The following is a 23,772-nucleotide window of genomic DNA, read 5'->3' as shown; positions in this document are numbered from 1 at the left end:
CATGCGTCGGATGTTTGTCGCGCTCATTGCGCTCGCGCTGCTGGGGATGCCGGAGGCCCGCGCAGTACAGCCCGATGAGATCATGGCCGATCCGGCGAAGGAGGCGCGCGCGCGCGAGTTGTCGCGGGAGCTGCGCTGCATGGTCTGCCAGAACCAGTCGATCGACGATTCCGATGCGCCGCTGGCGCGCGACCTACGGCTGCTCGTGCGCGAGAGGATCGCGGCCGGCGACAGCAATTCGCAGGTGCTCGACTTCCTGGTCGCGCGTTACGGCGAATTCGTGCTGCTCAAGCCGCGCTTCGAGCGACAAACCTTGCTGCTCTGGCTGCTCGCACCGGTTCTGCTCGGCGGTGGCGGTCTGGCGCTGTGGCTGCAAATTCGGCGGCGCTCGCGGAGTGGTGCAGATATACCAATGCCGCCGCTCACGCCCGACGAAAAGTCGCGCCTTGCCGCCTTGATGTCGGACGATGCGACGTCGCGCTAGCTACGCAATGATACGTAGGCTGCGCAAGGTAGCGCGTTTCATGTTCTGTTGACCTTTGTCTGGAAGCTTGTCGCGAGATTCGATTCCAGACTTAGAGTCCTTCCGATGTTCGCCAACAGCAACCTGACGATCCGTTTCCTGGTTGGAGCCGTCGTCGCGGCATTATTGTTCTTGCTGGGTATCGGCGGAGGCACCGGATTTGTCGCGGTGCTCTATCTCAACAACGAGATCACCAGCCTTTCGTCCGATTTCGCCGCGCTGAGCGGCCCCTCGCGGGACCACGCGATGCAGATCTATCAGCAGGCGCAGACCGCGTTCTCCTATTTCCTGGTCGCCTGCGGCGCGATCGCGGTCATCGCCTTCGCGATCTGTCTTTCGACCTGGTTTGCCGTGCGCAACGGCATTCTGCGCCCGCTGGCGGCGATCGTGCATGCCATGCGCGAGGTCGCCGACCAGAAGTTCGACACGCCCGTTCCGGGATTGGGCGGCTCGAACGAGATCGGCCTTTTGGCCGGGGCGCTGGAGGTCTTCAAGACCAACGGCATCGAGCGGCGCCGGCTCACCGAGCAGCAGTTACAGGAGGCGCAGCACCAGGCCGAGCGGTCGACATATCTCGACGCCCGGATCAAGAGCTTCAACGGGCTCGTCGCCAGCGTCGTCGACAGCGTGGCGTCCTCGGCCGTGCAACTGAAGCGCAATGCCGAGACTTTGTCGCGCGCGGCCAACGAGACCAGTAGCAAGGCCAACGCGGTGGCGAGCGCCGCGAGCCAGGCCAGCGCCAGCGTCCAGACGGTTGCGGGCTCCGCCGAGGAGATGACCAATTCGATCGGCACGATCAGCCGCCGTGTCACGGATGCAACCCAGCGCGCCGAGGGTGCGGCAGCGCAGGCCGAGAAGAGCCGCGACACCATCCACACGTTGACGGACGCCGCCGACAAGATCGGCGAGGTCGTGCAACTCGTGCAGGCGATCGCGTCGCAGACCAACCTCCTTGCGCTCAATGCGACGATCGAGGCTGCGCGGGCAGGGGAGGCCGGCAAAGGCTTCGCGGTGGTCGCCTCCGAGGTGAAGAGCCTCGCACACCAGACCAGCAAGGCGACGGAGGAGATCACCTCTCATGTCGCCAGCATCCAGGGCATCACCGCCGAGACGCGCGGCGCGATCGACGGCATTTCGAGGACGCTGTCGGATATCTCGTCGATCATGTCCGGCATTGAGGTCGACACCGCCCAGCAGCGCAACGCCACGCAGGACATCACGCGCAACGCGCAGGATGCGGCTCACGGGACGCTCGACGTCTCCAATCACATCGTCCAGATCACCTCGACCTCGGCGGAGACCGGGCGCATGGCCGCAGAGGCCCGCGATTCCGCTGTCGACTTGTCGCAGCAGGCGGAAACCTTGAAGCGCGAAGTCGACGAATTCATCGTCAGCGTCAGGGCGGGCTAAAGAGACGGAGCAGGCCACTTCGGCGCCGATTATAGGAACCCGACTAAGTTCCTGTGGAAGCATAGCTTTTTTGCCTGCGTTAAACTGCCGCATCCGCACGGCCCTTCATTACGAAAGTTTAACCCCGCCGCCAGCGCACGGTAAGGCGGAAGACCCCATCTTCAGGACCGTAGGATGCCACCCTCAGGCATCACAAGGATTTCAAGGCCCTGGAGAGCTCTGCATGAACGACCGTCCCGATCTTTCGAACCTTCCGTCCTACCGGCAGCCGCGCCGGTCGGTCTTCTCGGCCCGCAAAATCGCGCTGATGGCTTCGGTCGTCGCCGGTCTCGGCGTCGCCGTCTATGGCTTCAGCCCGACGCACTCGCCGGCCGACCTGTTCTCCAGCCCGGCGCATGCGCAGGTCAATAACGAGGTCCGGAAGGTCGAACGGCCGGTCGGTTTCGCCGACATCGTCGAGCGCGTGAAGCCCTCGGTGATCTCGGTGAAGGTCAACATCAAGGAGAAGACCGCGAGCAACGATGACGGCGACGATTCCACGCCGTTCCAGCCCGGCTCGCCGATGGAGCGCTTCTTCCGCCGCTTCGGCGGTCCGGATGGCTTCCCCGGCCTGAAGGGTGGTCGTGGCCGCGTCGTCCAGGGCCAGGGCTCCGGCTTCTTCATCTCGGCTGACGGCTTTGCCGTGACCAACAACCACGTGGTCGACGGCGCCGACAAGGTCGAGGTCACGACCGACGACGGCAAGACCTATACCGCCAAGGTGATCGGCACCGATCAGCGCACCGACCTCGCTTTGATCAAGGTCGAGGGCGGCTCCAACTTCGCGTTCGCCAAGCTTGCCGACGGCAAGCCGCGGATCGGCGACTGGGTGCTCGCGGTTGGCAATCCCTTCGGCCTCGGCGGCACCGTCACCGCAGGCATTGTCTCGGCGAGCGGCCGCGACATCGGCAACGGCCCCTATGACGATTTCATCCAGATCGACGCGCCCGTGAACAAGGGCAATTCCGGCGGTCCGGCCTTCAACACCGATGGCGAGGTGATGGGCGTCAACACCGCGATCTACTCGCCCTCCGGCGGCAGCGTCGGCATCGCCTTCTCGATTCCGGCCAACACCGTGAAGAGCGTGGTCGCCCAGCTCAAGGACAAGGGCTCGGTTAGCCGCGGCTGGATCGGTGTGCAGATCCAGCCCGTGACGTCCGACATCGCCGACAGCCTCGGCATGAAGAAGGCCGAAGGCGCGCTGGTGGCGGAGCCGCAGGCCAACGGTCCGGCTGCGAAGGCCGGCATCGAGTCCGGTGACGTGATCACTGCGGTCAACGGCGAATCCGTCAAGGACGCGCGCGAGCTCGCCCGCACCATCGGCGGCATGGCGCCGGGCGCGACCGTGAAGCTCAACGTCCTGCACAAGGGCCAGGACAAGGTCGTGAACCTCACCCTCGGTCAGCTGCCGAACACGGTCGAGGCGAAGGCTGACACCGACAAGGACAGCGGCAAGGGTGCGAGCCGCGGCACCGACGTGCCCAAGCTCGGCATGACCGTTGCGCCCGCCGACTCCGTGGCCGGTGCCGGTAAGGAAGGCGTTGTGGTCACTGAAGTCGATCCGAAGAGCGCCGCGGCCGAACGCGGCTTCAAGGAAGGCGACGTGATTCTCGAAGTCGGCGGCAAGAGCGTGAGCACTGCCGGCGACGTCCGCGAAGCGATCAACGCGGCGCGGACCGACAACAAGAACAGCGTCCTGATGCGCGTGAAGAGCGGCGGCCAGTCGCGCTTCGTCGCGGTGCCCCTCGCCAAGGGCTAACCCCAGGAGGCTTACGAAATGAAGGGTGTCGCCGGCATCAGTCGCCCCCGCCGTCGGCGCCCTTCCGGGGAGCAGCGCAATGCTTGCTCCCCCTATCTACCTTCCGGTGGAATACGCCCCCCTCCGTCGGAAGGGCCTAGGGCGGTGAGGTCCCCCAGCTTCACCGCCCCCCTTTTTCTCGACCCAAGTCTGTTTCGCTCGGCTTGCATGCGAGTGCCGCTCGCGCCATGTTCATAAAGGGTTGACCTCCTTGACCGCCGCCGATCGCACGATGCGCCTCCTCATCATTGAAGACGACCGCGAATCCGCCGACTACCTCGTGAAGGCGTTTCGCGAAGTGGGCCACATTGCCGACCACGCCGGTGACGGCGAGGAAGGCCTATCCATGGCCGAGAACGGCGATTACGACGTGCTGGTGGTCGACCGCATGCTGCCCAAGCGCGACGGCCTGTCGCTGATCGGCGCGCTGCGCGAAAAGAGCGACCCGACGCCCGTGCTGATTCTCTCCGCGCTCGGGCAGGTCGATGACCGCATCAAGGGTCTGCGCGCCGGTGGCGACGACTATCTGCCGAAGCCCTATTCCTTCGCCGAGCTGCTGGCGCGCGTCGAGGTGCTGTCGCGCCGCCGCGGCGGTCCGGCCGAGGACACGGTCTATCGCGTCGGCGATCTCGAGCTCGACCGGCTTTCGCATCGCGTGGCCCGCGGCAAGGACGAGCTCACACTCCAGCCGCGCGAATTCCGCCTGCTCGAATATCTGATGAAGCATGCCGGCCAGGTGGTGACGCGCACCATGCTGCTGGAGAACGTCTGGGACTATCATTTCGATCCGCAGACCAACGTGATCGACGTGCACATCTCGCGGCTGCGCTCCAAGATCGACAAGGGCTTCGATCGGCCGCTGCTGCACACGATCCGCGGCGCGGGGTACATGATCCGTGACGGCATTCGGTAAACTCGTCCGCACCACGGCATTCCGGCTGACGCTGGTCTATCTGCTGCTGTTCGCGCTGTTCGCGGCCTCGCTGCTTGCCTATTTCGCCTGGAATACGCGGCGGCTGATCACCGAGGAAATCACGCAGACGGTGAACGCCGAAACCTCGGAGATCAACGAGATCTATGGCCGCCGCGGCCTGCGCGGCCTCGTGCTCGCGATCGAGTACCGCGCGCTACGGCCGGGCGCAAACCTCTATCTCGTCACCACGCCGACCGGGCAGGCGATTGCCGGCAATGTCGGCTCGCTGGCGCCCGGTGTGATGGCGACACCCGGCTGGTCCGAGACGGCCTATCGGCGGATCGAGGATGCGGACGACCGCGATCATCGCGCGCTGGTGCGTGTCACCGAACTGGAGAACGGATTCCGCCTCCTGATCGGCCGCGATCTCGACGAGCGGCGGCGGCTGTTCGGCATCGTGGCCAAGGCGGCGCAATGGTCGATCCTGATCGTCGTCGTGCTGGGCCTTGGCGGCGGCATCTTCGTCGCGCGACGCGTGTTGAGGCGCATCGACGCGATGACCGGCACCGCCCAGCGCATCATGACCGGCGATCTCAGCGAACGGCTGCCGGTGGGCCGCAGCGGTGATGAGCTCGATCGGCTCGCGGAGAACCTCAACGCCATGCTGGAGCGCATCGAAGCGCTCATGGCGGGCCTCAAGGAGGTCTCCGACAACATCGCCCATGACCTCAAAACCCCACTGACACGCCTGCGCAACCGCGCCGAGGAGGCGCTGGCGAAGTCGGGCTGCGAGGCCGACTACCGCGCGGCGCTGGAGCGGACCATCGAGGAATCCGACGGCTTGATCCGCACCTTCAACGCCCTCCTGATGATCGCGCGTGCCGAGTCCGGCCAGGCGCGCGGCAACATGGACGACTTCGATGCCGCCGAGGTCGCCAATGGCATTCATGAGCTCTACGAGCCGCTTGCCGAGGACGACGGCATGGCCTTGAAGGTCAAGGCGGAGGCGGCGCCCATTCACGGCAACCGCGAACTGATCAGCCAGGCGCTCGCCAATCTGGTCGAGAATGCGATCAAATACGGCAAGCCGGCAGCCCAGGCTGCGGGAACCGTGGTCAGCATGGACAGCCGGCAGATCACCATCGAGGCCAGGCGCGAGGACGACCACGTTCTGCTCAGCGTCGCCGATCGCGGCCCCGGCATCCCCGAGGCCGACCGCAAGCACGTCGTGGAACGGTTCGTCAGGCTGGAGGCGAGCCGTACCTTGCCGGGCTCCGGGCTCGGTCTCAGCCTGGCATCGGCGGTAGCGACATTGCATGGCGGTGAACTGCGGCTGGGTGATGCTCAGCCAGGCCTCGTCGCCACGCTGGTTCTGCCGGCCCGCGCTGGCGCCGGCGACAGGGTTGCTCCCCCAATGCAGGATGTGCCACAGAAGGTGGCATGAACCTCTCCGCGCCGGGAAACGCGGACAAGAATGGTGAGAGGCTGGCCGCACGCTTCGCGGAAGCCCCCCATATTGCCGCTTCCGCAACCGACGAACGCCTCGCGAATTGGCTGGCCGAGCTCGAGCCGGCACAATCGGCCAGTATCGAGGCACAGCTCGCCCGTCCGTTCGCGAAGGACATTCTGGCCGGCATCGCCGAATTCTCGCCCTATCTGTTCGATCTCGTGCGCGCCGATCCGGCACGCCTGATCCGGCTCCTGCAATGCGATCCCGACGCGCATTTGGCCGCGCTGATCGAAGGGGCGAGGAGCGCGGTGTTTGCTGCGGCCGATGAAGCCGAGGTCATGCGCGTGCTTCGCCGCATGAAGGCGGAGACGGCGCTCCTGATCGCGCTGTGCGACATCGGCGGGATCTGGCCGGTGATGCGGGTGACGGCGGCGCTGACCGACGTCGCCGTCTCATCGGTGCAGGCGGCGCTCCAGTTCATGCTGCGACAGGAAGCCGCACGCGGCAAGCTTTCGCCGTCCAATCCCGAGGCGCCGGAAGAGGGCTGCGGCCTGATCGTGCTCGCGATGGGCAAGATGGGTGCCGGCGAGCTGAACTATTCCAGCGACATCGATCTCATCGTGTTCTTCGATCCCGAGGCCACGACACTGGCACCCGACATCGAGCCGCAGCCGTTCTTCGTCCGGGTGACGCAGGGGATGGCGCGCATTCTGCAGCAGCGTACCTACGACGGTTACGTCTTCCGCGTCGACCTGCGCCTGCGCCCCGATCCGTCCTCGACGCAAGTGGCGATCTCGCGCGACGCCGCACTGAACTATTACGAGCGGGAGGGGCGGACCTGGGAACGCGCCGCCATGATCAAGGCGCGCGCCTGCGCCGGCGATTCGAGGGCAGGCGAGGCGCTGCTGGCTGAAATCGCGCCGTTCGTCTGGCGCAAGCATCTCGACTTCGCCGCGCTTGCCGACGTCCACGACATGAAGCGGCAGATGCAGACCTATCGCGGCCAGAGCGAGATCGCGGTCGAAGGCCATAACGTGAAGGTCGGCCGCGGCGGCATCCGCGAGATCGAGTTCTTTGCGCAAACCCAGCAATTGATCGCCGGCGGCCGCCATCCGGAGCTGCGGGTGCGGCCGACGCTCGCGGCGCTCGACGTGCTCGCCTCCAGCAACTGGATCACTCGCGAGGCGCGCGACGAGCTCACCACGGCGTATGAATTTCTGCGCCGGGTCGAGCACCGCCTCCAGATGATCGCCGACGAGCAGACCCATGCGCTTCCCGAGGACAAGGAGGCAGTCGAGCGCTTCGCCTGGTTCTTTGGCTATGAGAATCGCGCCGCCTTTGCCCGCGATCTCCTGCGTCAGCTCGAAATCGTGCAGGGGCACTATGAAAAGCTGTTCGAGGGCGACGATTCGAACGGCACGGCAAACCTGCCGGCCATCGACTATCGTGCCGGTCCCGAAGATCCGCGCCTGCTGCAGCACCTGACAGGGCTCGGCTTCAAGAAGCCTGCAGCGGTGGCGCAGACCGTGCGCGACTGGATCACCGGCGACTATCGCGTGTTCCGCAACGAACAGACGCGAAGCGCTTTCGTCGAGTTCGTGCCGGCCCTGATCGACGGCCTTGCGCACGCCGAGGAGCCGGACCGCGCGGTCGCGGCCTTCGATCATTTCCTCCAGGCATTGCAGCGCGGCGGGCGGCTGATCACGCTGCTCAGTCAGAACCGTGACCTCGTCGCTCTCGTGGCCCTGGTGCTGGGCGCGGCGCCGCGGCTCGGCGAGATGCTGGCGCGGCAGCCGCAGCTCATGGATGGCCTGATCGATCCGCGCTTCTTCGGCGCCATGCCGGACAAGCAGGAATTGTCAGCTCGGCTCGCCGCGACGGTGCGGGACGCCGATTCCTACGAGGAGTTCCTCGATCGCCTCCGCCTGTTCGGGCAGGAGAGCCTGTTCCTGATCGGCACGCGCATTCTCTCTGGCACCGTCTCGGCGCAGCAGGCGAGCACCGCGTTCGCAGACGTTGCCGAGGGCATCGTCTACACCGTGCATGGCCTCGTCGCCGATCGCTTTGCCGCCCAGCACGGCCGGATCAAGGGCCAGGAGACCGCGATCATCGCCATGGGGCGGCTCGGCGGCCGCGAGATGACGGCGTCTTCCGATCTCGATCTGATCCTGCTCTACGATTTCGACAGCGAAAATCCGGATTCCGACGGACCCAAATCGCTCCAGGGGGCGCATTATTTCGCGCGCTTCACCCAGCGCCTGATCAGCGCCTTTACGACGCGCACCAATTACGGCGTGCTCTACGAGATCGACATGCGGCTCCGTCCGTCAGGCCGTGCCGGCCCGGTTGCGTCAAGCATCGCGTCTTTCGCCGACTACCAGGCCAGTGAAGCCTGGACCTGGGAGCACATGGCCCTGACGCGCGCGCGCGTGGTGTCGGGATCGCCCGAGTTCCGCGAGCGGATCGAGCGCGTCATCCGCGAGGTCCTGGCGCGGCGTCGCGACGTGGCGATCATCGCCAGCGACGTCGCCGACATGCGCCGCGCGATCGCGCAGGAGAAGGGCGAGACCGACTATTGGGACCTCAAATATGCCGCCGGCGGCATGGTCGATATCGACTTCATCGCGCAATATCTCCAGCTCGTGCACGCCCACGCCAAGCCGGAGATTCTCGATGTCAGCACGATGCAGGTGCTGGACAATGCGGCGAAGCTCGGCGTACTCGCGCAATCGGAGGCCGAGATCCTGCGCGCCGCAGCGCGGCTTTATCACGATCTGACGCAAATCCTGCGGCTCTGCGTCAGCGACCGCTTCAAGCCGGAAACGGCCGGTGTCGATCTTCAGCGCGTGATGGCGCGGGCCGGCGATGCGCCGGATTTCTCATCGCTGGAGGCGCGCGTGAAGGAGACGCAAGGCGAGGTGCGGCGCGTGTTTACGGCGCTGCTGGAACGGCAGTAGCCTGCTTCAGCGAGGTGAGCGCCTCGCGCACGTTCGGATCCAGTCCCGCGCCGCCGGCGTCCAGATGCGCGAAGATCGCGCGCTTCATCCGGGGATCCCAGAACTTCTTGATGTGTTCGGCGATCCCCGGCACGGCCTTGTCATGGCCCTGGCTCCGGAAGAACGTGCCGATCTGGTTGGCCATGTAGATCAGGCGGTTAGGCGACATCGGCAACCTCCGTGGCATGGCGGGGGACAACCCGGCTGCCATGCGTGAACACTTCGAACCCGTCCTGGCGGGCAATGGCAATCAGCGTGATGCCGGCGGCTTCCGCGGTACGGACCGCAAGCGCGGTGGGCGCGGAGACAGCGACCATCACCGGGGCGCCGATCGCGGCGGTCTTCTGCACCATCTCCACCGAGACGCGGCTCGTCACCAGCACCATGCCGCCACCCGCATTCGTCCGGCTGCGCGCCAGCGCGCCGGCGAGCTTGTCGAGCGCGTTGTGGCGGCCGACGTCCTCGCGCAGGGCGACGATGCCGCCGGCAGGAGACCAGAACGCGGCGGCGTGAACGGCGCGGGTTTGCAGGTTGATCGATTGCAGCGGCGCGATGGCTTGCATCGCCGCCATGATCTGCTCGGGCGTGAAGCTCTGTCCCTCGGGCACCACAGCCGCGGGCCGCACCGCTTCCGCAATCGACTCGATGCCGCAGATGCCGCAGCCGGTCGGCCCCGCAATGTGCCGCCGGCGCTCGCTGATGCGCCCGGCATTCTCCGATGCCAGCCACATGCGCAGCTCGATCCCCTCGTCGAGGCGGACCACCTCGAGCGACTGGATATCGTCTACGGAGTTGACGATGCCTTCGCTCAGGCTGAAGCCGACGGCGAAGTCTTCCAGGTTCTGCGGCGTGCCCATCATGACGGCATAGGTGCCGCCATTGTAGGTCAGCGCCAGCGGGGTTTCCTCCGGGATCAGACGCGCCCCTTCGGAGGGCGCGCCGTCGCGCCAGATCTCGCGATCGATGGCCTGGACCGGCACGTGCATGCGCTACTCCGCAGCCTCGGCCGGCGCGATGCGGCGGGAGTGCCGCGCCTGAGCATCATAGGCCTTCTGCCAGTCGGACGGGCCGTTCGACGGCGAGACCTGCACAGCCGTGACCTTGTATTCGGGGCAGTTGGTTGCCCAGTCCGAATAGTCGGTCGTGATCACGTTGGCCTGCGTGTCAGGGTGATGGAAGGTGGTGTAGACGACGCCGGGCGCGACGCGGTCGGTTATCTCCGCGCGCAGCGTGGTCTCGCCAGCCCGGCTCTTCAGCCGCACCCAGTCGCCGTCGCGCACGCCGCGCTGCTCGGCATCGTGCGGATGGATTTCGAGCCGATCCTCGGCATGCCAGACCACGTTCTCGGTGCGCCGCGTCTGCGCGCCGACATTGTACTGGCTGAGGATGCGGCCCGTGGTCAGCAGCAGCGGATAGCGCGGGCCGGTGCGCTCGTCGGTCGCGACATATTCGGTGACGACGAACTTGCCCTTGCCGCGAACGAAGCCGTCGATATGCATCACCGGCGTGCCTTCCGGCGCCTTCTCGTTACAGGGCCACTGCACCGAGCCGAGTTCTTCGAGCTTGGCGTAGGAAACGCCCGCGAAGGTGGGCGTCAGCGCCGCAATCTCGTCCATGATCTCGGAGGGATGATTGTAGTTCATCTCGAAGCCCATGGCCTTGGCAAGGCCGATGGTGACCTCCCAATCGGCCATGCCGTTCTTCGGCGTCACCACCTTGCGCACGCGCTGGATGCGGCGCTCGGCATTGGTGAAGGTGCCGTCCTTCTCGAGGAAGCTCGAGCCGGGCAGGAACACATGGGCGTAGTTCGCGGTCTCGTTCAGGAAGAGGTCGTGGACGATGACGCATTCCATCGCGGACAGCGCCGCCACCACGTGCGAGGTGTTCGGATCGGACTGCAGGATGTCCTCACCCTGCACGTAAAGGCCCATGAACGTGCCTTCGACCGCGGCGTCGAACATGTTGGGGATGCGCAGGCCCGGCTCCGGGTTGAGCTTGACGTTCCACAGCGCCTCGAACTGTTCGCGCACGGCGTCGCCCGCGATGTGGCGATAGCCGGGCAGCTCGTGCGGGAACGAGCCCATGTCGCAGGAGCCCTGCACGTTGTTCTGGCCGCGCAGCGGGTTCACGCCGACGCCGGGACGGCCGATATTGCCCGTCGCCATCGCGAGGTTGGCGATCGCGATCACGGTGGTCGAGCCCTGGCTGTGCTCGGTGACGCCGAGGCCGTAATAGATCGCGCCGTTGCCGCCGGTGGCGTAGATCCGCGCCGCTTCGCGCAGCACCTTGGGATCGACGCCGGTCAGGATCGCGGTCGCTTCCGGGCTGTTGTTCGGCTGGGCGACAAACGCGGCCCATTCCTCGAACTCGCTCCAGTCGCAGCGCTCGCGGACGAAGGCTTCGTTGACGAGACCGTCGGTGACGATGACATGCGCCAGCGCCGTCATGACGGCAACGTTGGTGCCGGGCATCAGCGGCAGGTGCAGCGCCTTTACGTGCGGCGATTCCACCATCTCGGTGCGGCGCGGATCGATCACGATCAGCTTCGCGCCCTGGCGCAGCCGCTTCTTCAGCCGCGAGGCGAAGACGGGGTGGGCAGAGGCCGGGTTGGCGCCGATGACGACGACCACGTCGGTGTCCTCGACCGAGTCGAAATCCTGCGTGCCAGCGGAGGTGCCGAAGGTGGTGGCGAGGCCATAGCCGGTCGGCGAGTGGCAGACGCGGGCGCAGGTGTCGACGTTGTTGTTGCCGAAGCCGGCGCGGATCAGCTTCTGCACCAGATAGGTTTCTTCATTGGTGCAGCGTGACGAGGTGATGCCGCCGATGGCGTCGCGGCCGTACTTCTTCTGGATGCCGCGCATCCTGGTGGCGGCAAACGAGAACGCTTCGTCCCACGACACCTCGCGCCAGGGATCCTCGATCCGCTCGCGGATCATCGGCTTGAGGATGCGTTCCTTGTGGTTGGTGTAGCCCCAGGCGAAGCGGCCCTTGACGCAGGAATGGCCGCGATTGGCCTTGCCGTCCTTGTACGGCACCATGCGCACGACCTCTTCGCCACGCATCTCCGCCTTGAAGGCGCAGCCGACGCCGCAATAGGCGCAGGTGGTGACGACCGAATGCTCGGGCTGGCCGATCTCGATCACGGACTTCTCCGTCAGCGTCGCGGTCGGGCAGGCCTGCACGCAGGCACCGCAGGACACGCATTCGGAGCCCAGAAAACTCTCGCTCATGCCGGGCGAGACGCGGCTGTCGAAGCCGCGGCCCGAGATGGTCAGCGCAAAGGTGCCTTGCACTTCCTCGCAGGCGCGCACGCAGCGCGAGCAGACGATGCATTTTGAGGGATCGTAGGTGAAGTACGGGTTGGACTCGTCCTTCGGCATCCAAGCGGGGTTCGCGTCGCCGTTGGACTTGGCGAAGACGTGGTTCTCGCCCTCGTAGCCATAACGCACGTCGCGCAAACCGACGGCGCCGGCCATGTCCTGCAATTCGCAGTCGCCATTCGCGCCGCAGGTGAGGCAGTCGAGCGGATGGTCGGAGATGTAGAGCTCCATCACGCCCTTGCGCAGCTTCTTCAGCCGCTCGGTCTGGGTGTGCACGACGAGGCCTGGCATCACCGGCGTGGTGCAGGAGGCTGGCGTGCCGGCGCGTCCCTCGATCTCGACCAGGCAAAGGCGGCAGGAGCCGAAGGCGTCGACCATGTCGGTCGCGCAGAGTTTGGGGATCTGATGGCCGGCGTCCATCGCGGCGCGCATGATCGAGGTGCCCTCGGGCACCGTGACCTGATTGCCGTCGATGGTCAGCGTGACCATGGTTTCCGATTTCGAGCGCGGCGTGCCGAAGTCGATTTCTTCGATCAGAGACATTGTCGTTCTCCTATTCCGCGGCCTGAAGCGTGGTCGGCGCCGGGACGAAGTCCTCCCGGAAATGCTTCAATGCGCTGAGCACGGGGTAGGGCGTGAAGCCGCCGAGTGCGCAGAGCGAGCCGAATTTCATGGTGTTGCAGAGGTCTTCGACGAGCGCGAGGTTTTCCGTGACGCGCTCGCCGCGCATGATCTTCTCGATGGTCTCGACCCCGCGGGTCGAGCCGATCCGGCACGGCGTGCACTTGCCGCAGGACTCGACGGCGCAGAATTCCATCGCGAAACGCGCCTGCTTGCGCATGTCGACGCTGTCATCGAACACGACGATGCCGCCATGGCCGATCAGCCCGTCGCGCGCCGCGAAGGCTTCGTAGTCGAACGGAGTGTCGAACAGCGCGCGCGGGAAATAGGCGCCGAGCGGGCCGCCGACCTGCACCGCGCGAACGGGACGGCCCGTGTACGTGCCGCCGCCGATGTCGTCGACGAGCTCGCCGAGCGTCACGCCGAACGCGGTCTCGAACAGCCCGCCATAGCGGATGTTGCCGGCAAGCTGGATCGGCATCGTGCCGCGCGAGCGGCCCATGCCGAAATCCGCATAGGCCTTGGCGCCTTCGGCGAGAATGAAGGGGACAGCGGCGAACGACAGCACGTTGTTGATCACCGTCGGCTTGCCGAACAGGCCGTGATGCGCCGGCAGCGGCGGCTTTGCGCGCACGATGCCGCGGCGGCCTTCGAGGCTCTCCAGCAGCGAAGTCTCTTCGCCGCAGACATAGGCGCCGGCGCCGACCCGCACCTCGAGATCGAAGCTCTGGGTCGAGCCGCCGATATTGGCGCCGAGATAGCCGCCGCGCCTGGCCGCAATAATGGCCGCGTTCATGGCCTCGACCGCATGCGGATATTCGCTGCGGATGTAGATGTAGCCCTTGGTCGCGCCGACGGTGATGGCGGCGATGGTCATGCCCTCGATGACCAGGAAGGGATCGCCTTCCATGATCATGCGGTCGGCGAAGGTGCCGCTGTCGCCTTCGTCGGCGTTGCAGACGATGAATTTGCGATCGGCCTTCGCTTGCGCGACCGTCTTCCACTTGATGCCGGTCGGGAAGCCCGCGCCGCCGCGGCCGCGCAGGCCGGACGCGGTGACTTCGGTGAGGATCGCGTCCGCGCCGAGCGACAGCGCACGCTCCAGGCCCTGGTAGCCGCCATGGGCGCGATAGTCGTCGAGCGAGCGCGGGTCGATCACGCCGCAGCGGGCGAAGGTGAGGCGGGNTTCAGCCACGGGATCTCGTCGGTCGCGCCGAGCCGCAGCAGATGCGGCGTGTTGCTGGCGAGTGCGTCGAGCAGGGAGGGCACATCGGCATCGGTGACCGGCCCGAAGGCGATGCGCCCCTGCGGCGTCGCGACCTCGACCAGCGGCTCCAGCCAGTACAGCCCGCGAGAGCCGGTCCGGACGATCTCGACAGCAAGGCCGCGCTTCGCCGCAGCCTGCTCCAGCGCTAGCGCGACCTCGTCGGCGCCGACGGCAACCGCACCTGCATCGCGCGAGACGAAAATCCGCATCTTCATCGCTGCGCCTCCGCAACCAGCGCGTCGAGACGCTTTTCATCGAGCCGGCCGATGAGGCGGCCGTCGAGCATCGCGGATGGCGCGGTCGCGCACAGCCCGAGGCAGTAGATCGGTTCAAGCGTGACGCGGTCGTCGGCCGTGGTGTTGCCGAGCGATACGCCAAGCTTCGTCTCGGCGCGTGCAGCCAGCGCATCGCCGCCCGCGGCCTGGCACGCTTCCGCGCGGCAGAGCTTCAGCACGTGATGGCCGGCCGGCTTGTGGCGGAAATCATGATAGAACGTGAAGACGCCATGCACCTCGGCGCGCGACAGATTGAGCGCCTGCGCCACCATCGGAATGGCGGCCTCCGGCACGTAGCCGAACGCCTCCTGGAGGGCATGGAGGATGACCAGCGTCGCGCCCTCCTGCTGAGCGTGTTCGGCGATGATCTCGGCGCCGCGCGTTTCATCCCAAGGTTCGTAAACCGCTGTCATTCTTCATTCTCAATTCGGTGTCCGACAGCCCATGAGTATTTGGAATCATTTGAAAATCAATAAAGCCGTCTCATGCTGCGATCGGGAATTCGGATCGATTGACGAGCGTAATCGGTCGATACGGAATGGTAATGAAACTTGTATTGGCTGCCGGTTTTTGCGTGTTGGTGCAGCCCGGGCGTGCTAGCTTGGATGCCACGCGCAAACCCAAAGGGACGGACAAGGGGACGGACGCTTGATCGACAAGCTTGAACTGCTGCTGGCACTGGCCAAGGAGCGGCATTTCGGACGGGCCGCGGAGGCTTGCGGCGTCACCCAGCCGACCATGTCGACCGGGCTGAAGCAGCTCGAGGAGATTCTGGGCGTGATGCTGGTCCAGCGCGGCTCCCGCTTTCAGGGCTTCACGCCTGAAGGCGAGCGCGCGCTGGACTGGGCGCGGCGGATCGTGGGCGATGCGCGCGCGATGCGCCAGGAGATCAACTCGCTGAAGGACAAGCTCTCGGGCGAGATACGGATCGCAGCGATCCCGACCGTGCTCGGCATGGTCGCCTCGCTGACGACGCCGTTCCGCGCGCGGCATCCCGACGTGCGCTTCCGCATCCAGTCCACCACGTCGTCCGAAGTGCTGGGGCTGTTGGAAAATCTCGAGGTCGATGCGGGGCTGACCTACATCGAGAACGAGCCGATCGGCAAGGTGCGCACCATTCCGCTCTACAACGAGAGCTATCGCCTCCTGACCGCGCCGGATGCGATGTTCGGCGACCGCGAGACCGTGACATGGACAGAGGTTGGACAGGTGCCGCTCTGCCTCTTGACGCCCGACATGCAGAACCGCCGCATCATCGACCGCGCGCTGCGCTCGGTCGGCGCGGAGGCGACGCCGACGCTGACCTCGAACTCGCTGCTCGTGCTGTTCACCCACGTCAAGACCGGGCGCTGGGCGAGCGTGATGCCGGCCAAGCTTGCCGAGACGCTCGGCTTGTCCGACACCGTCCGCTCGATCCCGATCGTCGACCCCGATGTCAATTACAGCATCGGCATGGTGATCCCGCAGCGCGACCCGATGACGCCGCTGATCGCAGCGCTGGTCAATGTCGCGCGCGAGGTGGCGCCGGGACTGCAGGTTTAGAGCGGTTTCACGCCGCCGCCGAAATCCGTGCGGCGATCTTGGCATCGCGCGGCAGGGTGACGCGCACGACGGTGCCGACATCGATCTTCGAGCGCAGACGCATCGAGCCGCCGTGGAGCTGCGCGAGCGAGCGGGCGATCGCAAGCCCGAGTCCCGAGCCGTGATAGGTCTTGGTGAGCTGGCTCTCCACCTGCTCGAACGGGCGTCCAAGCCGGGCCAGCGAGTGCGGCGCGATCCCGATGCCGGTGTCGGCGATCATGAGCACGATCCTGTCCTCGAGCTGGCGGCTGCGTACCACGATGCGCCCGCCATCAGGCGTGAACTTCACGGCGTTGGACAATAGATTGACGATGATCTGCTTGGTGGCGCGGCGGTCGGCGACGACCGAGATCGACTTCGCGATGTCGGCATCGAGCGTCAGCTGCTTGTCCTGCGCGCGGCCCGAGACCACTCGCAGCGATTCCGCGAGTGCCCGCGACAGGTCGAGCTCCTCCATGTCGAGCTTCATGCGGCCGGCCTCGATCTTGGACATGTCGAGGATGTCGTTGATGACCTCGAGCAGATAATGGCCGCTGGTCAGGATGTCCTGGCAGTATTCCTGATACTTCTCCGAGCCCAGCTCGCCGAACATGCCGCTGCCCATGATCTCGGAGAATCCGATGATCGCGTTGAGGGGCGTGCGCAGCTCGTGGCTCATATTGGCGAGGAATTTCGACTTGGTCTGGTTGGCTTCCTCGGCGCGGGTCTTCTCGCGCTGATATTTCTCGGCGAGGTCGGCGAGCTCGACCGCCTGGCGCTCCAGCGCCGCCTGGGAGCGCTTGAGGTCGATGACGGTGGCGCGCAGGCGCAGGTCGTTGTCGACGAGCTTTTGCTCGTGCTCCTTGATGCGGGTGATGTCGGTGCCGACCGAGACGTAGCCGCCGTCCTTGGTGCGGCGCTCGCTGATGTGCAGCCAGCTGCCGTCGTCGAGCTGCGCCTCGAAGGTGCGTGCGCCCGGGCCCTGGCTTGCGGTCTCGTTGTGGCGGGTGCGCACTTCCGGCATGCGGCCGACCTCGAGCACGGTCTCGTAGGACGTGCCGGGGATGACGGCGCTGTCGGGCAGCTTGTGCAGGCGCTGGAAATGCGAGTTGCAGAGCACGAGGCGGTCGCTCGCGTCCCACAGCACGAAGGCCTCCGGGATGGTCTCGATCGCGTCGCGCAGGCGCAGGTCGGCTTCGACGGTTTTCTCGGCGAGGCTCTTCTGCTCGGTGATGTCGACGGCGATGCCGATCAGATGCACGCTGGAGTCGGTCGCCCCGCGCACCTTTTCGCAGCGGACGCGCAGCCAGATCCAGTGGCCATCGACATGCTGCATGCGGAAGGTCTGGTCGATGTGGTCGATCTTTTCCGAGATGAGCTGGTCGGCGATCGCGAACAGGTCGATGTCGTCGGACTTCACCAGTGCGTTGACCTCACCGAAGGTGAGGAGCTCGTTGCGGCCGTCGAGGCCGAGCATCGAAAACATCGACTGCGACCAGAAGATTCGGCCGCGCGACAAGTCCCAGTCCCACAGGCCGCAGCGGCCGCGGTTGAGCGCGGTGTCGATCCGGCCGCGAACGGCGTCGTTGATCAGGTCGCCTTCGCGGGCGCGGGTCGATTGCCAGTGGAAGGCGAAGCCGAGGATCAGGACGACGAAGCCGGTGGTCGCCGACAGTGTCACAGAGAGCGCCGCGTCCGAGCCCCAGATCGGCTCGTTGCGCTCCTGGATCACGGTGACGAGGCCCGGCAGCGACCGGATCGGGCGCGAGGTCACCATCGCGGCGTTGCCGTTCGGCAGCGTCATGTCGGAGACGTTGGTGTCGCGCGGTGGCGTCGCCACCAGCTGCGCCGTGGTGATCGCATCGAGCAGGCGGTCGTTGCCGGCCGGATCGGTGTCGACCGGAATGCGGGCGAGGATGCGGCGGTCGACGCCGGCCGAGGTGACGATGACGTGGCGGCCCGAGGCCGTGCCCCACGACGGGATCAGATCGGGCAGCGTCGTCGGCAGGTTCTCGATGTTCTTCAGCCGCTCCATGCGGACGGAGGTGAGGCGGTCGATGCGCTCGGCGAGCAGGTCAGCGAGCGCGGAGATGTCGCGGCGCATCACCAGCCGCTTCTGGCGAGTCTGGTCGACGACCTGCACGAACGCGCCGAGGCAGATGGTGATGAGGAAGGCGATGATGAGGGTAGGCACGGCGCGGCGCAGCGCCGGCTCGGCGATCAGCAGCCGGTGGTAGGCAGGTTTCGCGATCGATTGCGCCAATCCCTTGATCGAATCGGATTGAGCGCACGCGTTCGCGGCGTCAGCACGCGCCATGCCTTAGGCCCCCAGGAGATATTGCTGCACCACAATTCGGAATGAAGCCCCCGCTCGCTTCCGAATCACAGCGATTTGAATCCAGTTTTCGCGGCCTGTCGAGAGTCAACGAATCGTTAACGCGAAATAATTCTTATCCAATGGAGAGTTGGCGCGTCGCGCGTACGCAAACTGAGCTGCGCGGCGAGTCCGAAACGAGAACGTGTGACTCTTCGTACGCTCTGCTTCACGCGCGCGGCGGCTCGGCGTGACTGATCACGCGCTTCACGCTCGGGAAGGCGCGACGTAGCGCACGCTCGATCGCGTCGACCTGCTCGTGCACCTTGATCACGCTCATCGAGGGCACCGCGCGGCAGTGGAAGTTAACGACCTCGCCGGCATCGGTGTTGCGGACGCGGACATTGTGGATGTCATGGATCTCGCCGTCGCGCGCGTAGCCCGCGAGCGCGGCTGCGATGGTCTGCACCCGTTCCGGCGGTGCGTCGACGCCGAACGGCAGTTCCGGCTCCAGCGGCTCGATATGGACGTCGACCTCGACGTCCTCGCCGAATTCCTCCTTGATGTTGCGCTCCAGCGTGTTGGCGACATCATGGGCGGCCACGAGCTGCATCTCGCCGTCGACCTCGAGGTCGATGCCGACGATCAGCTTGGCGCCGAGGTCGTGCACCGTGACGTGGTGGACGGCGAGGCCCGAATTGCGCGCGATCACCATGATGCGGTCGCGCACGGTCTCGTTGTTGCGGGCGACGGGGACGGTGGTGAAGGTGAGGTCGGCATCGCCGAACGCCTTGCCGACGGCGGCCTGGGCGTTGCGCTTGATGTCCTCGACGCGGTCGATCGGATAGGTCCGCGGCACCTTGGCGATGGCGTCAATGAACGTGGTGGCCCCGACCATGCGCACTCGCAGCCGCTCGACGTCGATCACGCCGGGGACGCTTCGGATCGCCGCCGTGGCCTTGTCCTGCGCACCTTCCGGCGCGCGGTCGACCAGCGTCTGCACCGTCGAGCCGGCCATGCGCAGGCCGAGCCCCGCGATCATCACGGCCACGGCGGCCGCGGCCGCGGCGTCACCCCACCAGAAGCCGAGGCCGGCAAGGATCAGGCCGACGATGACGGCAAATGAGCCCATGACGTCGGAGGCGAAATGCAGCGCGTCGGCGGCGAGCGCCTGGCTCCGCGTCTCGCGCGCGGCCCGGTGCAGTGCCCGGGCACGCCAGAGATTGACGACGATGTCGATCACGAGCACGACGAAGGGCACGGCCGAAATCGTCGGCGGCGAGGTTCCCTCGCGCAGGCGGCTATAGGCCTCGACCAGGATGCCGCCGGCCAGCACGTAGAGCAGGGCGGTGACTCCGAGCGCGGAGATGCTCTCGAGCTTGCCGTGGCCGTAATGATGCTCGTCGTCCGCCGGCTTGTCGGACACCCGCACCACCGCCCAGGTGATGATGGTCGCGACCAGGTCGATCGAGGAGTGCAGGGCTTCGGAGATCAGCGCGAGCGAGCCGATCGCAAAGCCGACCACGAACTTGGCCGCCGCCATGCCGCCGCTGGCGAAGATCGAGATCGCAGCGACCGATGTCTTGCTGTGCTGGGAGGTCATGGCGGGGGATTTAGCAGGCCGCAGCCGAACATCAAGCCGCAGTTCACAACTCTAGTCGCAAGTGAGTTGCAGGAGCGGATATGCTGCGAACTGTTCCGAATTGAATGAGCTCGTAGGGTGGGCCAAGGCGCCGTAGCGCCGCGCCCACCAACGTCTCTCAATCAACCGCTTATGGTGGGCACGCTTCGCTTTGCCCACCCTACAAGACCGCCGATCTGTGGATCGTCCCGGAATGACGGTCACGCCTCACAGCGTCACGACAATCTTCCCGAGATGCTTGTTGGCCTCCATGTGCTCGAACGCCTTGTCGATGTCGTCGAACGAAAACACCTTGTCGATGGGCAATTGCAGCTTCCGCGCTTCCACCGCACTCCAGATGTCCTTGCGAACCTCCTCAAAAATCTCGCGGATCTCCTCGATGGTGCGGGTGCGGAAGGTGACGCCGATGTAGTTGATGCGGCGGGCGGCGTGCAGGTCGAAGTTGAAATCGGCATGGGTGCCGCCGAGCCGGCCGACATTGACGATGCGGCCCTTGACCTTCGTCGCGGCGAGGTTCTGGCTCGCAACCTTGCCGGAGACCTGGTCGACGATCAGGTCGACGCCTTCGCCGTTTGTCGCCTTCAGCACCTGGTCGACCCAGCCGGGGTCGGAGGAGTCGATCGCAAGGTCGGCGCCGTAGTCGGTCAGCCGGCTGCGCCGGTGGGCGTCTGTCGACGAGCCGATCACGAGCTTTGCGCCCTTCAGCTTGGCGATCTGCATCGCCATCAGGCCGACGCCCGAGCTTGCGCCCTGGATCAGCACGGCTTGTCCCGCTTGCACGCCGCCGACCGTGACGACGGCGTTGTGCATGGTCGCCAGCGCGACGGGGAGGGTGGCGGCTTCCTCGAAGTTCATGTTGGAGGGCGCGCGGAACAGGCGGCCGTGATCCGCCAGCGTATATTCGGCGAACGCCGCGGCGCCCGAGCCCATGATGCGGTCGCCGACCTTGACGCCCTTTGCATCCGGGCCGAGCGCGGCGACCTCGCCCGCCCATTCCATTCCGAGCACGGTGCCGACGCCGCCGGCCGCGCCGTGGGCGTGGCCCTTGCGCATGCCGGTGTCGGCGCGGTTCAGGGCGCAGGCGCGGACCGTGACCAGCACTTGCGTGCCTTTAGGTGTTGGTTGAGCAACGTCGGAAATCCTAGCTCCATCAGGACCGTAGACGTAAGCCTTCATGTGTGGCCTCGCGCGCGTTACAAACTTGTTCAAGCAAAGAGTGATGTCGCTTTACCTCTCCGGCGGGGAAAGGGAGAAAGCTCCGCGATCGTTGCAGGGCTTACTCGGCTGCTTCACGTTGCTTGCTAACGATCATGCCTTCCAGCCTGTTCCTGATGATGGCTTCGGCTTCGCGCACGATGCGGGAGACGAGCTCGGCGCAGGTCGGGATGTCCTGGATCAGCCCCTGCACCTGGCCGGCCGACCAGATGCCCTCGTCGGAATTGCCGGTCGCATAGACCATCTTGCCGCGGGCACCTGCGACGAGCTCGCGGATGTCCTCGAACTTGGCGCCTTCCTTCTCCATGGCGACCACCTTGGTCGAGACCGCGTTCTTGGCGACGCGCGAGGTGTTGCGCATGGTGCGGAAGATCAGCTCGGTCTCGCGCTCATCATTGGCGACGATCTTCTCCTTGATGAGCTGGTGGATCGGGCTTTCCCGGGTCGCCATGAAGCGGGTACCCATGTTGATGCCGTCGGCGCCGAGCGCCAGCGCCGCGACGAGGCCGCGGGCGTCGGCGAAGCCGCCGGAGGCGATCATCGGGATCTTGATCTTGTTGGCGGCGGCCGGGATCAGAATCAGGCCTGGCGTGTCGTCCTCGCCGGGGTGTCCGGCGCACTCGAACCCGTCGATCGAGATGGCGTCGACGCCCATGCGCTCGGCCGAGAGAGCATGGCGGACGCTGGTGCATTTGTGCACGACCTTGACGCCGTGCTTCCTGAATTCGTCGACATGCTCCTGCGGCTTGTTCCCGGCGGTCTCGACCACCTTGATCCCGCTCTCGATGATGGCGGCGCGGTATTCGGCGTAGGGCGGCGGTTTGATCGCGGGCAGGATGGTGAGGTTGACGCCAAACGGCTTGTCGGTGAGGTCGCGGCAGCGCGCGATTTCCTTGGTCAGGTCCTCCGGCGTCGGCTGGGTCAGCGCGGTGATGAAGCCGAGCGCGCCGGCGTTCGCGACGGCGGCGACCAGCTCCGCGCGCCCGACCCATTGCATGCCGCCCTGGACAATCGGGTGCTGGACGCCGACGAGTTTCGTGAACCGGGTCTGCAACATGGTCTGTTTCCCCCGCCTGTGCGTTTCGCAGGCTCTGTTATCGCTGATGTCCGCGGCAGGATGCCGCCCGGGTCGGCAAAAGTCTATTGCGGCGCCGTGCGGTGCGGGCAGGGCGATCATGCAGGGGGATAGGGGTGATTCCGTGGGGCGGATAATTTGGGGCTGTGCGGTGTTCGGTGATGGGATGCGTGTGACGTGCGCTACCGTTTCCCCGTTCTCAGTCGCTGCGTCGACGTCGTCATTGCGAGCGCAGCAAGGCAATCCAGGCTGCCACCGCGGAGAGATTCTGGATTGCTTCGCTACGCACGCAATGACGAGTGTGGGTGCCGGTGTTGCCCCGGGCGGCGTAGGCGTCCGAAAGCTACTGCTCAGGCGAAAGTCGTACCATCTGCCGGCCGCCGTTCATTTCCTTGAGGCGGTTGACGAAGTTTTCTGGGCGCTGCCAGCGATACGGGACCTTCAGTCCCATGAACTCGGCGATGTCGCCGATGAAGCCGGTGCAGTTGGTCGTCTCGGCATTCCAGACCGGTGAGTTTGCCTGCAACTGCTTGATATAGGCGAAGACGCGCTTGGCGTCGGCCTCGTTGAGATAGACGCGGTAGCTCGCGGTCAGATATTCCGGATCGAGATCGCCGTAGCTCGCGCCGGTTTCGGACGGCACCCAGGTCAGATGCCCGATCACGTAGGCGAGCGTGTCACCGGCCGGCGTGAGGCCCGCGACCTCGACGGCGCGCTCGCTGGTTTTGCCGTACCAGACGAAGGCGTGGCCCCAGCTCGCCGCAGTACGGGCGCGGAAGTCGACGTAGTAGGGGCCTTTCTCCGCTCGCGCGACAGGCCGTCTCGTCGATTGCGGCGCGGGTCGTGATCCGCCGTCGTTCGAGACAAGCGCATTCGCATCGGCGATGCGCTTGCTCGCTTCGTGGGCCGAAGCCGATGGCGTCGTGCACGAGATCATGGCCGCAAGGGCGAACCCCGCGACCAGGCAGGATCCCGATTGATAAGATCTGTTCGTCACGTTCAGCCCCTTCGACTGTCGGCCGTTCACTCAGATTGAGCGTTGGAATGCGGCGCGTCAGTAGCGCGAGACGACCGGGCCGGGCGCCTTGCCGATCGGGGCCTTGCCAATCGGGCTCTTGCCAATCGGCATCTTGCCGATCGGAGCCGGTCCCGCCGGATAGACGGGCACGGGCTGCCGGCGCGGCAGATCCGCGGCGCTCGCGGCCGTCACCAGGGCAAGCGTTGCGCCCACGACAAATACAATCTTCTTCACAGTCATTCCCCTGAAGGTTAGTCCAAACACAGCAGTGCCGTGCCCCCAGACCCACCTCACAGATGGGCGTCGGAATGCGTCCACAGTGCGGCGCCTGCGGGA

Annotated in this window: 17 protein-coding genes and 2 pseudogenes; 7 read left to right on the top strand and 12 right to left on the bottom strand. The window is 65.9% G+C overall.

Translation table 11 applies throughout. From position 1 onward, the window contains the following. Window position 1: 1 nt before the first annotated feature. From AXW67_RS29305 to AXW67_RS29280, 6 genes are all read left to right on the top strand, one after another. Entirely contained in the window at window positions 2–484 is a 483-nt protein-coding gene (locus AXW67_RS29305; RefSeq protein ID WP_063680961.1) for a cytochrome c-type biogenesis protein, read from the top strand. A 105-nt stretch (window positions 485–589) separates the two neighbouring features. Further along, on the top strand, window positions 590–1,933 hold the full coding sequence (locus AXW67_RS29300; RefSeq protein ID WP_063680697.1) for a methyl-accepting chemotaxis protein: 1,344 nt from the start codon (window positions 590–592) through the stop codon (window positions 1,931–1,933). Window positions 1,934–2,156: 223 nt separating this feature from the next. Continuing rightward, entirely contained in the window at window positions 2,157–3,731 is a 1,575-nt protein-coding gene (locus tag AXW67_RS29295) for a Do family serine endopeptidase (RefSeq protein ID WP_027550504.1), read from the top strand. 271 nt (window positions 3,732–4,002) lie between these two features. Continuing rightward, the gene (locus tag AXW67_RS29290) at window positions 4,003–4,683 is read left to right on the top strand and encodes a response regulator transcription factor (RefSeq protein WP_035683899.1); all 681 of its coding nucleotides are present in this window, start codon (window positions 4,003–4,005) and stop codon (window positions 4,681–4,683) included. Then, window positions 4,667–6,127 (top strand): sensor histidine kinase, encoded by a 1,461-nt coding sequence (locus AXW67_RS29285; RefSeq protein WP_063680696.1) that lies wholly within the window; start codon window positions 4,667–4,669, stop codon window positions 6,125–6,127. Before AXW67_RS29290 ends, AXW67_RS29285 begins: the two co-directional genes overlap by 17 nt. Beyond that, window positions 6,124–9,090 (top strand): bifunctional [glutamine synthetase] adenylyltransferase/[glutamine synthetase]-adenylyl-L-tyrosine phosphorylase, encoded by a 2,967-nt coding sequence (locus tag AXW67_RS29280; RefSeq protein ID WP_063680695.1) that lies wholly within the window; start codon window positions 6,124–6,126, stop codon window positions 9,088–9,090. The genes AXW67_RS29285 and AXW67_RS29280 overlap by 4 nt, the downstream gene beginning before the upstream one ends. Here the strand turns inward: AXW67_RS29280 and AXW67_RS29275 are convergent. From AXW67_RS29275 to AXW67_RS29255, 6 genes and pseudogenes are all read right to left on the bottom strand, one after another. Continuing rightward, window positions 9,065–9,298: a formate dehydrogenase subunit delta gene (locus tag AXW67_RS29275; protein WP_063680694.1), complete on the bottom strand. Its 234-nt coding sequence runs from the start codon at window positions 9,296–9,298 to the stop codon at window positions 9,065–9,067. The genes AXW67_RS29280 and AXW67_RS29275 overlap by 26 nt on opposite strands. Then, a complete protein-coding gene (gene fdhD, locus AXW67_RS29270; RefSeq protein ID WP_063680693.1) occupies window positions 9,288–10,115 on the bottom strand; it encodes a formate dehydrogenase accessory sulfurtransferase FdhD in 828 nt (275 codons plus the stop codon). Before fdhD ends, AXW67_RS29275 begins: the two co-directional genes overlap by 11 nt. 3 nt (window positions 10,116–10,118) lie before the next feature. Beyond that, window positions 10,119–12,992, bottom strand: a complete 2,874-nt coding sequence (fdhF, locus tag AXW67_RS29265; RefSeq protein ID WP_063680692.1) for a formate dehydrogenase subunit alpha — start codon at window positions 12,990–12,992, stop codon at window positions 10,119–10,121. Window positions 12,993–13,002: 10 nt separating this feature from the next. Continuing rightward, window positions 13,003–14,255 (bottom strand): annotated as a pseudogene (locus AXW67_RS29260) (complex I 51 kDa subunit family protein); the annotation flags it as partial. 1 nt (window position 14,256) lies between these two features. Next, window positions 14,257–14,552 (bottom strand): annotated as a pseudogene (locus AXW67_RS44455) (formate dehydrogenase); the annotation flags it as partial. Then, window positions 14,549–15,025, bottom strand: coding sequence for a formate dehydrogenase subunit gamma (locus tag AXW67_RS29255; RefSeq protein ID WP_063680691.1), 477 nt, complete (start codon window positions 15,023–15,025; stop codon window positions 14,549–14,551). The gene AXW67_RS29255 and the pseudogene AXW67_RS44455, both read right to left, overlap by 4 nt. Before the next feature lie 235 nt (window positions 15,026–15,260). Between AXW67_RS29255 and AXW67_RS29250 the strand changes: the two genes are divergently transcribed. Continuing rightward, the gene (locus tag AXW67_RS29250) at window positions 15,261–16,154 is read left to right on the top strand and encodes a LysR family transcriptional regulator (RefSeq protein ID WP_027550513.1); all 894 of its coding nucleotides are present in this window, start codon (window positions 15,261–15,263) and stop codon (window positions 16,152–16,154) included. Window positions 16,155–16,161: 7 nt separating this feature from the next. Here AXW67_RS29250 and AXW67_RS29245 read toward each other — a convergent pair whose 3' ends face one another. The 6 genes from AXW67_RS29245 to AXW67_RS29220 form a co-directional block, all read right to left on the bottom strand. Then, on the bottom strand, window positions 16,162–18,489 hold the full coding sequence (locus AXW67_RS29245; protein ID WP_027550514.1) for a PAS domain-containing sensor histidine kinase: 2,328 nt from the start codon (window positions 18,487–18,489) through the stop codon (window positions 16,162–16,164). A 226-nt stretch (window positions 18,490–18,715) separates the two neighbouring features. Continuing rightward, window positions 18,716–20,089: a cation-efflux pump gene (locus tag AXW67_RS29240; RefSeq protein WP_063680690.1), complete on the bottom strand. Its 1,374-nt coding sequence runs from the start codon at window positions 20,087–20,089 to the stop codon at window positions 18,716–18,718. Between the two features lie 246 nt (window positions 20,090–20,335). After that, complete coding sequence (locus AXW67_RS29235; RefSeq protein ID WP_063680689.1) at window positions 20,336–21,304, bottom strand: quinone oxidoreductase family protein; 969 nt, start codon at window positions 21,302–21,304, stop codon at window positions 20,336–20,338. Window positions 21,305–21,404: 100 nt separating this feature from the next. After that, a complete protein-coding gene (locus AXW67_RS29230) occupies window positions 21,405–22,400 on the bottom strand; it encodes an NAD(P)H-dependent flavin oxidoreductase (protein WP_063680688.1) in 996 nt (331 codons plus the stop codon). 361 nt (window positions 22,401–22,761) lie between these two features. Continuing rightward, window positions 22,762–23,355: a hypothetical protein gene (locus AXW67_RS29225; protein WP_430648738.1), complete on the bottom strand. Its 594-nt coding sequence runs from the start codon at window positions 23,353–23,355 to the stop codon at window positions 22,762–22,764. A 117-nt stretch (window positions 23,356–23,472) separates the two neighbouring features. Next, entirely contained in the window at window positions 23,473–23,676 is a 204-nt protein-coding gene (locus AXW67_RS29220) for a hypothetical protein (protein WP_035683840.1), read from the bottom strand. Between the last annotated feature and the right edge of the window lie 96 nt (window positions 23,677–23,772).

The organism is Bradyrhizobium neotropicale (assembly GCF_001641695.1).
In the GTDB taxonomy this organism is placed as follows: Bacteria; Pseudomonadota; Alphaproteobacteria; order Rhizobiales; family Xanthobacteraceae; genus Bradyrhizobium; species Bradyrhizobium neotropicale.
Note: the sequence above shows the minus strand (reverse complement) of the source record. Positions and strands in the feature narration are given on the sequence as shown.